The organism is Saccharothrix sp. HUAS TT1, from assembly GCF_040744945.1.
Taxonomy (GTDB): Bacteria; Actinomycetota; Actinomycetes; order Mycobacteriales; family Pseudonocardiaceae; genus Actinosynnema.
Genome location: NZ_CP160453.1, coordinates 3,314,592 through 3,327,253, shown reverse-complemented (window position 1 = coordinate 3,327,253; position 12,662 = coordinate 3,314,592). Strand labels below are relative to the sequence as shown.

Here is a 12,662-nt window from a genome sequence, read left to right as displayed (position 1 = left end):
TCAACGCGTCGTTCAACGGACTTCGGTGGTCCTGCCGCGAGCAGGGGTGCCCTCACCCCGCGGCGGATCACGCCACCCGTTGCCGGGGAGTGGCTCCAGCCTCACGTCTGCTCGCACACGCCACTTCCGACGATAGCAAGCCCACGCGCGTGACGCCGCCACGTTTCGGCACGGCGGTCGCCTCGTGGACGCATTCCGCCGCGCACGGCGTCGAGGCGTCCGTTGTGGACGGTTCCGGCGCCGCCGGGCCCGCTAGGGTGTCGAACATGAGTTCGAACGAACGCACGTGGCCGGCGGCGGACGCCGATGACGAGCTGCGGCTGCTGACCGACTTCCTGACCTTCCTGCGGCTGACCGCCGTCGCCAAGGTCGAGGGCCTGAGCCGGGCGGACGCCACCGCCACCCCGATCCCGACGTCGCCGGTGGTGAGCGCGCTCGGCGTGCTGCGGCACCTGACGGCGGTCGAGCGGTGGTGGCTGTCGATCGAGGCGGGCGGTGTCGAGCTGCCGTCGCTGTGGGGCGCGGACGCGGACGCGTCGTGGCTCCTGCACCCCGGCGACACGGTGGAGTCGGTGATCGCCGAGTACCGGGCCGAGTGGGCGCGGTCGGCGAGCGCGCTGGACGGGCTGGGCCCGGACGACCGGACCCGCGGCGACCACTCCGGCAACGGCCGCACGGTGCGCTGGGTGCTGGCGCACCTGGTGCAGGAGACCGGCCGGCACGTCGGCCACCTGGACTTCCTGCGGGAGCTGGCGGACGGCGTGAAGGGCGAGTAGCCCGCCGGGGGCGGGAGGTCGCGCTCCGGATCGCGCACCCGGACGACCACCGAACCGGTGTCCCACCTGCGGGTGAACGGACGTGCACCGCCCGGCGGCGGCTGATTGGATCAACGCCCATGCGCCATCCGTCCGCGGTGCTCGCCGCGCTCGTGCTGTCCCTGTCCGCCGTCGCCCCGGTCGCGTCCGCCGCGCCGTCGGCCCCCGCGCGCGCCGAGGTCGACTTCGCCGGGACCGTGTCGCTGAGCGGCTGCTCCGGCGCGGTGGTCCGGCCGCCGGACTACGACCCGGCCGACCCGGCGCTGGTGATGACGAACGGGCACTGCGTGAAGTTCATGGAGCCGCGGGAGGTCATGGTGGACCTGCCTTCGGACCGGGAGTTCAAGCTGATCGACGGCGACGGCGACGGCTCGCTCGGCACGCTGCGCGCGACGTCCCTGGTCTACGCCACGATGTTCGGCACGGACGTGGCCCTCTACCGGGTCGGGTCCACCTACGCGGAGGTCGAGGCGAAGGGGTCCCGCGCGCTGGAGCTGTCGCCGGAGCAGCCGGGCGAGGGCATCGACATCAGGGTCGTCTCCGGTTATTGGCGCGACGTCTACGAGTGCGAGGCGGACGGCTACGTGCACGAGCTGCGCGAGGGCCGGTGGACCTGGCAGGGCTCGATGCGCTACACCGAGGACTGCCACACCAAGGGCGGCACGTCCGGCTCTCCGGTGGTGGACCTGGCCACCGGCAAGGTGGTGGCGGTCAACAACACCGGCAACGAGGACGGCGAGGAGTGCACGGACAACAACCCGTGCGAGGTCGACGAGAACGGCAGGAAGACGGTCCGCCAGGGCATCGGCTACGCCCAGCGCACGCACCAGATCGCGCCGTGCCTGACCGGGGGCGGTCGGGTGGACCTGACCGCCCCCGGCTGCGGGCTGCCGGGACCGGCGGCCTAGAACCGCTCGGCGGACAGCGCCAGGACCGCCGCCATCGGGTTGCCCAGGTGGTAGTGGTCCACGGCCAGGTAAGTCGGCGTTTTACGGGCGGCGGGCTCGCAGAAGCGGCGGGCTCGGTCGGCCGACTTGCCGTTGTCCGTGCCCGCGGTGGACGGGATCGGCACGTCCCGGAAGTGGTTCATCACGAACAGCGGCCGGAAACCGGGCTCGGTGCGGTTGAGCGGCGTGCCCCAACGGCTGTGGCAGGACCAGTCGGAACCGCCGAGACCCGAGCCCATCGACCAGTGGTTCTCCACCGTCCACTCCGGTTGGTACATCACGCCGAAGCCGTCCCGCGGCACGGCGTCACCCGACCGGGCGTGGTCGGTGAAGATCATCAGCCGCCGGCCGGTGGCGCGCAGGGCGTTCAGGGTCGGCCAGCCGTTCGCCCGCACGCCCTCCCGGTCCGGGCGGAACAGCACGTCGGCCAGGCCGTCGACCCGGCCCAGCTCGGCGCGCAGCACCTCGGCCGGGACGTAGTCCTCCAGGAAGATCGTGACGAACTCGGTCGGGTTGCGCTCCAGGAAGTCCACGACCCGCTGGACGTCCACCCACAGCGCCACCGGCCGGCTGACCCACGTGCAGCTGTTGTGGCACAGGATCGCGCCGTCCGGGGTGTGGTGGACGTCCAGCTGGAACCCGCGCACGCCGTCCGCGAGCTGCCGCTCGATACCGCGGGCCTGGTTGGGCGCGAGGTTGACGAACGGCGGGGCGAAGCCGCCGTCCACGCCGTTGGCGTAGGCGTTGTGCGCGGTCAGGAAGGTGACCTGGTCCAGCCGCCGCTCCCCCTCCGGCGGGGCGGGGGTGCGCCGCGGCGACACCGGGGTGAGGTACCAGAGGTCGGCGCCGGCGCCGACGCGCACCTGGTCCGCGCCCGAGGCGATCAGGTAGCGGTCGGCGCCGGGGACCTTGAGCCGGCTCCGGTCGCCGTCGGGCAGCACGTCCCACTGCGCGTCGGCGCTGTCGCAGGACGTCATCACGGCCTGGTCGCCCTGCCGGCCCAGGCACTGCGAGCCCTCGCGCAGCGTGCGTCCGTCGAAGGTCCACTGCTGGCGGTCCTCGTCGCCCTTGGGCCTGCGCTGGAGCACTGACGTGCCCGAGACGCCGACGTTCAGGCCCGTGGTGGCGCTTTGCACGTAGTGGAGGCCGGTCGCGGCCTCGGCGGTGGTGGCGGGTGCGGTCAGGGAGGCGACGAGCGCGGCTATCAGGGCCGGTCGGGTGGCGCGCATCAAGATGTCCTCTCGAAGGCTCCGCGGCGGCGGGCAGTCCACAGGGTAAACGCGAAACTCATTCAGGTCAGTACCGTCCTACTCTGGTGCCATGACCGAACCGTGGGGCGACCCCGAGAAGATCCGCCGCGTCCTGGCCGAGGGCGACACCTGGGCCGTGGTCGGGCTGTCCGACGACCCGCGCCGCGCCGCGCACGGCGTGGCCAGGTTCCTGCAGCAGCGCGGCAAGCGGATCGTGCCGGTGCACCCGGACGCGCCGACCGTGCACGGCGAGCAGGGCTACGCGTCGCTGGCCGACATCCCGTTCCCGGTCGACGTGGTCGACGTGTTCCGCCGCTCCGAGGCGGCGGGGCAGTTCGCCGACCAGGCGGTGGAGATCGGCGCGAAGGCGGTGTGGTTCCAGCTCGACGTGCTGGACGAGGCCGCGTACGAGCGGGCCACCGCGGCCGGGCTGGACGTCGTGATGGACCGCTGCCCGGCCATCGAGTGGTCGGCCAACGGACCGCGCTGATCACCGCCGGACCGCCGGGAAGCCGTGGACGCGGGCGGCGAGCACCACGACCAGGGCGGGCGCCAGGAGCACCAGCGCGCTCCACGACAGCGCCGCCGGCCCGAACCCGCCCAGCAGCAGGCCGCCCGCGACACCGCCACCCGCCATGGCCGCGTTCCACAGCGTGACCAGCAGGGCCTGCGCGGTGTCCGCGGCCTCGCCGCCCGCGTCACCGGCCGCCGTCGTCAGCAGCGTCGGCACGCCGCCGAACCCCAAGCCCCACAACGCCATCGCGAGGTAGGTGAACGGCGTGCCGACCAGCGCGAGGGCCGCGACCGCGACCAGGGCGGTCGCGGCGATCACCAGCAGCCGCAGCCGGCGGTCGACGAGCACGCCGACCACCCCGATGCCCACCACCGACGCCACGCCGAACACCAGCAGCGCCACGTCGACCTCGCCGGCCAGGCCGAGGTGCGCCAGGTAGGCGGCGATGTAGGTGTAGAGGACGGTGTGCGCCAGCACGAACGCCAGAGTCACGGCCATGACCGCGACCAGGCCGGGCGCGGCGAGGGTCCGCGCGACCGGGACCCGACCGCCGCGCGGCTGCCCCGGCTGGTCCGGCACCGCCGCCGCCACCCAGCCGACCAGCACGACGGCGACCGCCGTCATGGCCCAGAACGACGCGCGCCAGCCCAGCGCGTCGCCCAGGAACGCCCCCGCGGGCACCCCGAGCGACAGCGCGACCGGGATGCCCGCCATCACCACCGCCACCGCCTTGCCGCGCAGGTGGGCGGGCGCGACCCGGCGGGCGTACCCGGCCAGCAGCGCCCACACCAGACCCGCGGCGACACCGGCGACCAGCCGGGCGACGAGGGTCAGCGGGAAGGACGCGGACACGGCGGTGACGGTGTTGGCGACCGCGAACCCCGCCACCCCGGCCAGCAGCAGGCGCTTGCGCCGCCAGGTGGAGGTGACCGCCGACAGCGGGATCGCCGCCGCGACCGTGCCGAGGGCGTAGACGGTCACCAGCTGGCCGGTCGCGGCCTCGCCCACGCCGAGGCCGGCGCTCATCCCGGGCAGCACGCCGGCGGGCAGCGCCTCGGTCAGCACGGTGGTGAACGCGGCCGTGGCCAGCGGGAGCAGCGGGCGCAGGGGCAGCTCCCCCGCGACGGGCAGGACGTCGGCGCGCGGTGCGGTGTCGCTCATGCCGGCGATGGTCGGACCTCACACCGGTGTCAGGTGCAATCCGCAGCGGCGTGGGGTGGAGCACTCCTGCGCCCACCGCCTCCCTAGTAGCCTGCGGCCCATGCCGGTCGTCGCGCTCAACGGGATCAACCTCAGCTACCACGTGGAGGGCGAGGGCGACCTCGTCGTCATGGTGATGGGCACCGGCAGCCCGGGGCGGGTGTGGCACGCGCACCAGGCGCCCGCGCTGCGCGGGGCCGGTTTCCGGGTGGCCACCATCGACAACCGGGGCATCCCGCCGACGGACGAGTGCGCGTCCGGCATGGTCATCGGCGACCTGGTCGGCGACACGGCGGCGTTGATCGAGCGGCTGGGCGGTCGGGCTCACGTCGTCGGCACGTCCATGGGCGCGCGGGTGGCGCAGGAGCTCGCGCTGGCCCGGCCCGACCTCGTGGCCAAGGCCGTGATGCTGGCGACGGCCGGTCGCAACGACCCCGTGCAGACGGCGTTGTCACGCGGCGAGCGCGCCCTGCACGACCAGGGGATCACGCTGCCGGGGCCGTACCACGCGGCGGTGACGGCGGTGCTGAACCTGTCGCCCAAGACCTTGCGGGACCGGGTCGGCGTGCGGGACTGGCTGGACGTGTTCGAGTTCTCCGGGTCCGCCGTGGGCAAGGGCGTGCGGGCGCAGATGGAGATGAACCAGTTCGAGAGCAGGCTCGACGCCTACCGCGGCATCACCGTCCCGTGCCTGGTGGTGGGTTTCGCCGACGACCGGGTCCTGCCCGCCTACCTGGGCCGCGAGGTGGCCGACGCGATCCCCGGCGCGCGGTACGCGGAGGTGGCCGACGCGGGCCACTACGGCTTCCTGGAGCAGCCGGCCGAGGTGAACCGGCTGCTGGTGGACTTCCTCCGGGGCTGAGCCGGAACCCGGCCCGGACCGGCCACCGAGGGTGACCGGCCGACCACGTTAACCCTTCTACCACCGCGTCGCGAACGCCGTTACCGTCGATCGCGACCTGGTGGGAGGGCACATGGACGCGCGACGGCTCGGCCGCGCCACCCGGCTGGCCGCCCTGTTCGCCGTGGGCGGGGTGACCTGCCTGGTGCTCGTCCCGGTCGCGATCAACACCGCCACCGGCGGGTCCGCGCCCCGCGTGCTCGGCGGCTACGCGCCCTGGTTGTGGCCGTCGCTGGCCGTGCTGACCGTCCTCACCGCGTGCCTCGCGGCGTGGGAACCGCTGAGCGCGCTGCTCGTGCGGCGGCGGCCCGCGCACCCGGCCAACCGGCGGGCGGCGCTGGACCGGGTGGAGCGGTTCGTCCGGGACCGGGTGGCCGGCTCGCTGGCCGAGCAGGTGCGGCTGAAGCTCGGCGTCGCGCCCCGGGTCGGGCCGCGGCTGTCGACGCGCGTGCGCCACCCGCTGGTGGTGGCGGGCGAGCCGGGCGCGGGCAAGACGACGCTGCTGCTGGAGCTGGCCGAGGCGCTGCTCGCGCGGGCCCGCGCCGACCTCGGCCAGCCGGTGCCGGTGGTGGTGGACCTCGGCGGCTGGCGGCGTGACGAGGACTTCGGCGAGTGGCTGCTGCGCGCGCTCGCCGACCGGTACCGGATCGGGGCGCGGGTCGGCCGGGCGTGGCTGCGCGAGCGCGCCGTCGTGCTGCTGTTCGACGGGCTGGACGAGCTGGCGCCCGCCGACCGGGTCGAGTGCCTGGCGTGGATCACCGCGCTGAACGTGCCGCAGGTCGTGCTGTGCACCGCGGGCGACGAGCACGAGCACCTGCCGCGCTACGACGTCGTGCGCGTGGAACCGTTGTCGCGCAACGTCGTCCAGGAGCTGATCGCGGCGTGCGGCCCCCGGTTGGACGGCCTGCGCGACGAGTTGGAGAAGAACCCGGACCTGTGGGACGAGGTGCGCACGCCGCTCGCGTTCGGCCTGCTGGCCCTGGCCTACCGGGCCGGGCGGGCGGAGTACCGGGGCGTGCTGGAGACCTACCTGGTCGAGTCGGTGGCCCGGGGTCCGCACCGTCCGGAGCGGACGGTGCGCGCGCTGCGGTTCCTGGCCCGCATCGCCCGGCGCAAGCGCGACCTGCTGGCCAGGTCCCGGTTGCCCGCGCGGCACGTGTGGCTGGACTTCGTCGGCCCGGAAGTGGTGTGGCGGCTGTTCCGGCGGGCCGCGCCGAGCGCGCTCGCGGGTGCGGCGGCGGCGTTGTGCTTCGTGGTCGGTGTTCGGCTCGGCCTGGTGCCCGCCGCGGTCGCCGCCGCGGCGACGGTCCTGGTGCCGCGCAGCACTTTCAAGGTGAAGCGGGGCGACCCGCGGCGCGGGAACCTCTGGGCGGTGGTGGGTTTCGCCGGCGGCGCGGCGGTGACCGGTGCGGCGACCCTGCTCGGCGGGCTGCTCGGCGCGCAGGCCGCCCGGTGGCCGGCGGCGGTCGGGTACGGGCTGGTCGTCGTGGTCGCGCTGCTGGTCGCCCGCGGGATCACCCGGGACTGGTACGGCGCGGTGGCGTGCACCTTCGCGCCCGCGGGGGTGATGGTGCTGACCGGTCCGTCGGTGGAGTTGCTGAGCGCCCTGGGGATGGGGCTCGCGGCGGGCGGGCTGGTGGGCGCGTTCGTCGGCGGGCTGGCCGGGGTGTGGTCCAACCTGCGGATCCGGCCGGCCACCGGGCTGCGCTGGCTGCCGGCGGCGGGCGCGGCGGGCGCGGGGCTGGCGGTGCTCGCCGGCGCGGACGTCCGGCTTTCGGGGCTGGGCGCGGTCACCGGCCTGCTGGTCGGCCTGGCCGGCACGCCGAGCGCGAACCGGCCGTTCGAGCCGGTGGCCGAGCTGCTGGCGAGGCCGCTCGCGCTGGACGAGTTCCCGTTGCGCCGCAAGGCGGTCCTGCAGTCCGCGCGGGACCGGGTGCTGCTGGTGGACGAGCACCGGTTCCCGCACGGCGCGGTCCGCGACCACCTGGCCGGGTGCGACCCGGCGGAGCTGGCCGCGACCGTGGCGCGCCGGCAGGCCGACCTCAGCCCCACCGGGTCCGACCCCAGGGCTTGAACACCGACAGCGCCGTGTTGAACGTGTAGAGCGCCAGCGAGACGCACGCCGCCGCCAGGACGTCGCCACCCGCCGTGCCCACGACGCCGTCCGCCGCCTCGTGCAGGCCCGAGCGCAGCGAGAACGTCGTGGCGACCACGGCGACGACGGTCAGCGCGAACTTCACCAGCACCCAGCGGTGCTTCACCAGGCCCCACCTCGTGCCCACCGACAGCACCACGCCGGTCACCAGCGCGGCCAGCGCCAGCGGCAGCACGACGAGGTCGCCGAGCAGCGACATCGCCTGGTAGAGCTGCGGCGCGTCGAACGCCGCCAGCGCCAGCACGAGCATCCCGATCGTGACGCCGAGCCAGCCCACGGACGAGATGACGTGCAGCAGCAGCCACGTCTTGCGCGCTCCCGGTCTCATGGCGCACAGCCTGGCCCGCGCCGCGCCGTCACCGCGTCGGCCCGGCGGCGGCTCCCGCGCCTACGCCTGGTGACGTACCCAGTGCTCGGGGTGGGCCAGGGACTTCGGCAGCTTGGTCGCCGTGCTGCCCCTGGCCGCGTCCACCTGGGCCTGGGTGAGGAAGAAGGCGTCGGTCAGGTCCGCGCCGGCCAGGTCGGCGCCGCGCAGGTCCGCGCCGATGAAGTCGACCAGCCGCAGGTCGGCGTCGCGCAGGTCGGCGCCGATCAGGTACGCGCCGCGCAGCGTGGACCGTCGCAGGTTCGCGCCCCTCAGGTCCTTGCCGATCAGGTCCGCGCCGCGGCGGTTCTTGCCCTTGCCCCGGGTCAGGTCGCTGGCGCGCAGCAGCAGGGCGTTCACCCGCTCCCAGAAGGGGCCGACGTCCAGCGCCAGCAGTTCGTCCGGTGTGCCGCTGGTGAGCGCTTCGACCTCCGCCCGCAGCGCCTCGGCGTCGGCGTGCAGCGGGCGGGCCGGTTCCAGCGCCAGCGCACCGGTCAGGTACCAGAGCAGTTCGTGGAGTTGGCGCATCACCGGGAAGACGTCGAACATCGTGCTCGCCGACGCCGGGTCGTCGCGCCAGCTCGTGCCGCCGAACGTCACCTGCGCCACCTGCTGGCCCGCGCCGAAGCAGTCGTACACCGTGCAACCCGGAAAACCCCTGTCCCGCAAGCGGGTGTGGATGCCGCAGCGGAAGTCCTGGCCCAGGTTCGGGCACGGCGTGCGGGCGGGCTTGTCGATCGCGAAGTCGACGGACTCCGCGAACGCGGGCACCACGCAGCACAGGGCGAAGCAGCGCGCGCAGTCGGCGCGGAGGTCGTTCATGCGCTCAACGCGTCGCTCAGCGTGTCCAAGACCTGCTGCCCGTACTTGGCCAGCTTGTTCTCGCCGACGCCGCTGATCGCGCTCAGCTCGTCCAGCGTGGCCGGGCCGGACGTGGCGATCTGCCGCAGCGTGGCGTCATTGAAGATGATGTAGGGCGGGACGCCCTGCTCGCGCGCCTGCGCCGTCCGCCACACCCGCAGCCGCTCGAACACCGGCGCGGCCTCGGCGGGCAGGTCGACCGGCGCGCCCTTGGCCGCCTTGGCGGTCTTGACCTTCGCCGCGCGCTCCGGCTCGCGCCGCATCAGCACCTGGCGGCCCTGGAACAGCACCTCGTCACTGGCGGGCGTGACGACCAAGGTGGAGTACTCGCCCTCGACCGCGAGCAGGCCCTGCGCCAGCAGCTGCCGGACCACGCCGCGCCAGCCGCTCTCGTTCAGCTCGGCGCCGATGCCGAAGACCTTCAGCTGGTCGTGGTCGTGCTGGATGACCTTCGCGGTCTTGCGGCCGAGCAGGATGTCGATCGTCTGCCCCGCACCGAACTTCTGCCGCCGCTCGTTGCGCAGCCGCACCACCGTGGACAGCACCTTCTGCGCGGCCACCGTGCCGTCCCACGTCTCCGGCGGGGCCAGGCACGTGTCGCAGTTGCCGCACGGCTCGCCGGACTGGCCGAAGTAGTCGAGCAGCCGCACGCGGCGGCACTGGACCGTCTCGCACAGCGCGAGCATCGCGTCCAGGTGCGCCATGAGCTTGCGGCGGTGCTGCTGGTCGCCCTCGGAGTCGTCGATCATCTTGCGCTGCTGGACGACGTCCTGGAGGCCGTAGGCCAGCCACGCCGTGGACGGCAGCCCGTCCCGGCCCGCGCGGCCGGTCTCCTGGTAGTAGCCCTCGACGGACTTCGGCAGGTCCAGGTGGGCGACGAACCGGACGTCCGGCTTGTCGATGCCCATGCCGAACGCGATGGTCGCGACCATCACCAGGCCGTCCTCGCGCAGGAAGCGGGACTGGTTGCGCGCGCGGGTGCCCGCGTCGAGGCCCGCGTGGTAGGGCAGCGCCGGGATGCCGTTCTCGGTGAGGAATTCGGCGGTCTTCTCGACCGAGTTGCGGGACAGGCAGTAGACGATGCCCGCGTCGCCCTTGTGCTCGGTGCGCAGCAGTTCCAGCAGCTGCTTCTTCGGCTCGTTCTTGGGGACGATGCGGTACTGGATGTTCGGGCGGTCGAAGCTGGCGACGAAGTGCTTGGCGTCGCCGAGGGCGAGGCGTTCGGCGATCTCGGCGTGGGTGGCCCGGGTGGCGGTCGCCGTGAGCGCGACGCGCGGCACCTCCGGCCACCGCTCGTGCAGGTGCGACAGCGCCAGGTACTCGGGCCGGAAGTCGTGGCCCCACTGGGAGACGCAGTGCGCCTCGTCGATGGCGAACAGGGCGATCCTGCCGCGGTCGAGCAGGCGGGTGGTCTGCTCGGTGCGCAGGCGCTCGGGGGCGAGGTAGAGCAGGTCCAGCTCGCCGGCCAGGAACTCGGCCTCGACCAGGGCGCGCTCGTCGGGGAACTGGGTGGAGTTGAGGAAGCCGGCGCGCACGCCGAGGTCCCGGAGCGCGTCCACCTGGTCCTGCATCAACGCGATCAGGGGCGAGACGACGACACCGGTGCCCTCGCGCACCAGGGACGGGATCTGGTAGCACAACGACTTCCCACCACCGGTGGGCATGAGCACCAACGCGTCGCCGCCACCGATGACGTGGTCGACGATCTCCTGCTGGTCCCCGCGGAAGGACTCGTACCCGAAGACCCTTCGCAGCACCTCTTGCGAAGCCATCGCGCGATCCTAACCGACCCCACCGACAGCTTCTTCAGGGCACGAGGTTCAGCCCCCGACTGCCGCCACCCGGGCCGCCAAGGCCGCGCTCCTGGCTTGTTCCGCAGCCTCGTCGGCCGCCTCCATCGCCTCGACCGCAGTCCGCACGGCGGCCTGTGCCTGCTCCGCGGCGCGAAGGGCGCACTCGGCTGCTTCGTCAGCCGACACGGCTTGCTGCTCGGCGCCTGCTCGTCGCGCCGACTCCGCCTCCACCCGCGCGAGCGCAGCCGCCGTGCGCGCTTGCGCGCCCGCTTCGTAGGCATCACCCAGCACATCGTCCGCAGCTTTGAGCAGGGCCATGTCGCTCAGCGCCGCATCGGACTGCTCCCGCAGCACCTTGAGGTGCGACTCGCCGAGCACGATCTCGATGGTGTCCCCGATGGCCAGGAACGCCGTCGTCTCCAGACTCCCCCGCAGGTCGATCGACACGTCGTCGTGCAGGTGAACGCCGACGCTCATGACAACCCGGCTCCGCAGCCCGCTCATACCGCGCTCACCTCGTACGCGTGCTTCCACACCTTGTTTCCTCCTGTGTTCAGCGACCCGCCTCGCACGAGGCGTCGTGGGTCGATCGCCATGGGACGGTGTCGCACGCTACAGTCGGCTTCGTAAAAAACGTACGTGCATTCTGCACTCATAACTGATCGGATGAATTCGCTACCGCACTGGACCGTCATCCGGTATGCACGTGCAGAGAGCACAACTGACACAAGGATCGATGCTTTGGCCAACCTCGATGACACCGGCCCGGCCAGTCAGCGTCGCCAACTCGGCGCTGCGATGCGCAGCTTCCGCAAGGAGGCGGGCGTCGACCGCGAAGAAGCGGCCGAGCTGATCGAGGCGACCGGCCCGACGCTCACCCGCAAGGAGCGCGGCGAGAGCAGGTTCAAGCGCCAGGAGATCGAGGTCCTGGCCAAGGCGTTCGACGTCGGGGACGACGAGGTGGCCATGCTGCTCGAACTGGCCCGCGAAGTCCGCGCCGGCACGAAGCGCGGCGAGTTCCCGATGTTCGTCCCGGTCAAGAGCCGCGCCTTCCTGGAGTTGGAACGTGCCGAAGCCGTGGAGATCCTGGCGGTGACCCTGACCCTGGTGCCGCTGTACTTCCAGACCGAGGCGTACATGCGCGAACTGTGGCTGCGCAGCGGTGACTTGATCGCGCCCGGACGCGTCGAGCAGTTGGTCGACCTCCGCAAGACCAGGCAGCAGGTGCTCGCCAAGCGCAACCCGCCCATGATCCGCGCCGTCGTCCACGAGACCGCCCTGCGCCTCCCCATCGGCGGCCCGGCCGTGATGCACGAGCAGTTGTCGCACCTGGCGTCGGCCTGCGACCTGCCCAATGTCGAGATCCAGGTCCAGCCCTTCGCCGCAGGCGCCTACCCCGGCATGGACTCCACCTTCTACCTGCTCCGCTTCCCCAACGGCCCCGCAGGTGACGTCGTCCAGGTCCACGGCCACGCCGAGTCCTTCTACCGCGACCGCGAGACCGCGACCGAGCCCTACCGAGTGGCCTGGGACCGCCGCAAGGTCGCCGCCCTGGACCTACAGGCGTCCAAGGCCCTCGTCCTGGACGCCGCAACCGGGTTCGCGGACGCAACGGGCAGTTGACCCCCGCGCAGGCAAGATGAGCCGATGACCGAACAACCGACGTGGCGCAAGTCCAGCCACAGCACCGGCGATGGCGGCGGCAACGAGTGCGTCGAAGTGGCGTGGAACGACAACAAGACCCTGCTCCGAGACAGCAAGAACCCGATGCGACACCTCCGCGTGGACCTCAGGGGCCTGCTGAGCGCGATCAAAGCCAGTCGCTTCGACGTTTGACGACGCTCGACAACAACCCGCAGTGC

Annotated in this window: 13 protein-coding genes; 7 read left to right on the top strand and 6 right to left on the bottom strand. The window is 73.0% G+C overall.

Translation table 11 applies throughout. From position 1 onward, the window contains the following. Window positions 1-266: 266 nt before the first annotated feature. Both AB0F89_RS16380 and AB0F89_RS16375 read left to right on the top strand, forming a co-directional pair. Window positions 267-776 (top strand): DinB family protein, encoded by a 510-nt coding sequence (locus AB0F89_RS16380; RefSeq protein WP_367137064.1) that lies wholly within the window; start codon window positions 267-269, stop codon window positions 774-776. Between the two features lie 119 nt (window positions 777-895). Next, window positions 896-1,723 (top strand): serine protease, encoded by an 828-nt coding sequence (locus tag AB0F89_RS16375; protein ID WP_367137062.1) that lies wholly within the window; start codon window positions 896-898, stop codon window positions 1,721-1,723. Here AB0F89_RS16375 and AB0F89_RS16370 read toward each other — a convergent pair. Next, the gene (locus AB0F89_RS16370) at window positions 1,720-2,991 is read right to left on the bottom strand and encodes a phospholipase (protein ID WP_367137060.1); all 1,272 of its coding nucleotides are present in this window, start codon (window positions 2,989-2,991) and stop codon (window positions 1,720-1,722) included. The two genes, AB0F89_RS16375 and AB0F89_RS16370, sit on opposite strands and share 4 nt — an antisense overlap. Window positions 2,992-3,082: 91 nt before the next feature. Here AB0F89_RS16370 and AB0F89_RS16365 point away from each other — a divergent pair, with 91 nt between their 5' ends. After that, a complete protein-coding gene (locus tag AB0F89_RS16365; protein ID WP_367137058.1) occupies window positions 3,083-3,502 on the top strand; it encodes a CoA-binding protein in 420 nt (139 codons plus the stop codon). Here AB0F89_RS16365 and AB0F89_RS16360 read toward each other — a convergent pair whose 3' ends face one another. Beyond that, complete coding sequence (locus tag AB0F89_RS16360) at window positions 3,503-4,687, bottom strand: MFS transporter (RefSeq protein ID WP_367137056.1); 1,185 nt, start codon at window positions 4,685-4,687, stop codon at window positions 3,503-3,505. A gap of 100 nt (window positions 4,688-4,787) precedes the next feature. Here AB0F89_RS16360 and AB0F89_RS16355 point away from each other — a divergent pair, with 100 nt between their 5' ends. Beyond that, window positions 4,788-5,588: an alpha/beta fold hydrolase gene (locus AB0F89_RS16355; RefSeq protein ID WP_367137054.1), complete on the top strand. Its 801-nt coding sequence runs from the start codon at window positions 4,788-4,790 to the stop codon at window positions 5,586-5,588. Between the two features lie 112 nt (window positions 5,589-5,700). Continuing rightward, window positions 5,701-7,701 (top strand): NACHT domain-containing NTPase, encoded by a 2,001-nt coding sequence (locus tag AB0F89_RS16350; RefSeq protein ID WP_367137052.1) that lies wholly within the window; start codon window positions 5,701-5,703, stop codon window positions 7,699-7,701. Here the strand turns inward: AB0F89_RS16350 and AB0F89_RS16345 are convergent. From AB0F89_RS16345 to AB0F89_RS16330, 4 genes are read right to left on the bottom strand one after another with little or no spacing between them, the layout of a single operon-like run. Further along, window positions 7,670-8,110: a hypothetical protein gene (locus AB0F89_RS16345; protein ID WP_367137050.1), complete on the bottom strand. Its 441-nt coding sequence runs from the start codon at window positions 8,108-8,110 to the stop codon at window positions 7,670-7,672. The genes AB0F89_RS16350 and AB0F89_RS16345 overlap by 32 nt on opposite strands. A gap of 60 nt (window positions 8,111-8,170) precedes the next feature. Further along, window positions 8,171-8,968, bottom strand: coding sequence for a pentapeptide repeat-containing protein (locus tag AB0F89_RS16340; protein WP_367137048.1), 798 nt, complete (start codon window positions 8,966-8,968; stop codon window positions 8,171-8,173). Further along, window positions 8,965-10,779: a DNA helicase RecQ gene (gene recQ / locus AB0F89_RS16335; RefSeq protein ID WP_367137046.1), complete on the bottom strand. Its 1,815-nt coding sequence runs from the start codon at window positions 10,777-10,779 to the stop codon at window positions 8,965-8,967. The genes AB0F89_RS16340 and recQ overlap by 4 nt, the downstream gene beginning before the upstream one ends. Before the next feature lie 48 nt (window positions 10,780-10,827). Beyond that, window positions 10,828-11,304, bottom strand: coding sequence for a hypothetical protein (locus AB0F89_RS16330; RefSeq protein ID WP_367137044.1), 477 nt, complete (start codon window positions 11,302-11,304; stop codon window positions 10,828-10,830). 237 nt (window positions 11,305-11,541) lie between these two features. Here AB0F89_RS16330 and AB0F89_RS16325 point away from each other — a divergent pair, with 237 nt between their 5' ends. Together AB0F89_RS16325 and AB0F89_RS16320 are read left to right on the top strand one after the other, a co-directional pair. Then, a complete protein-coding gene (locus tag AB0F89_RS16325; RefSeq protein WP_367137042.1) occupies window positions 11,542-12,423 on the top strand; it encodes a helix-turn-helix domain-containing protein in 882 nt (293 codons plus the stop codon). 24 nt (window positions 12,424-12,447) lie between these two features. Next, window positions 12,448-12,636 carry a DUF397 domain-containing protein gene (locus AB0F89_RS16320; protein WP_367137040.1) on the top strand — a complete coding sequence of 63 codons (189 nt, stop codon included), beginning with the start codon at window positions 12,448-12,450 and terminating at the stop codon, window positions 12,634-12,636. Window positions 12,637-12,662: the final 26 nt, after the last annotated feature.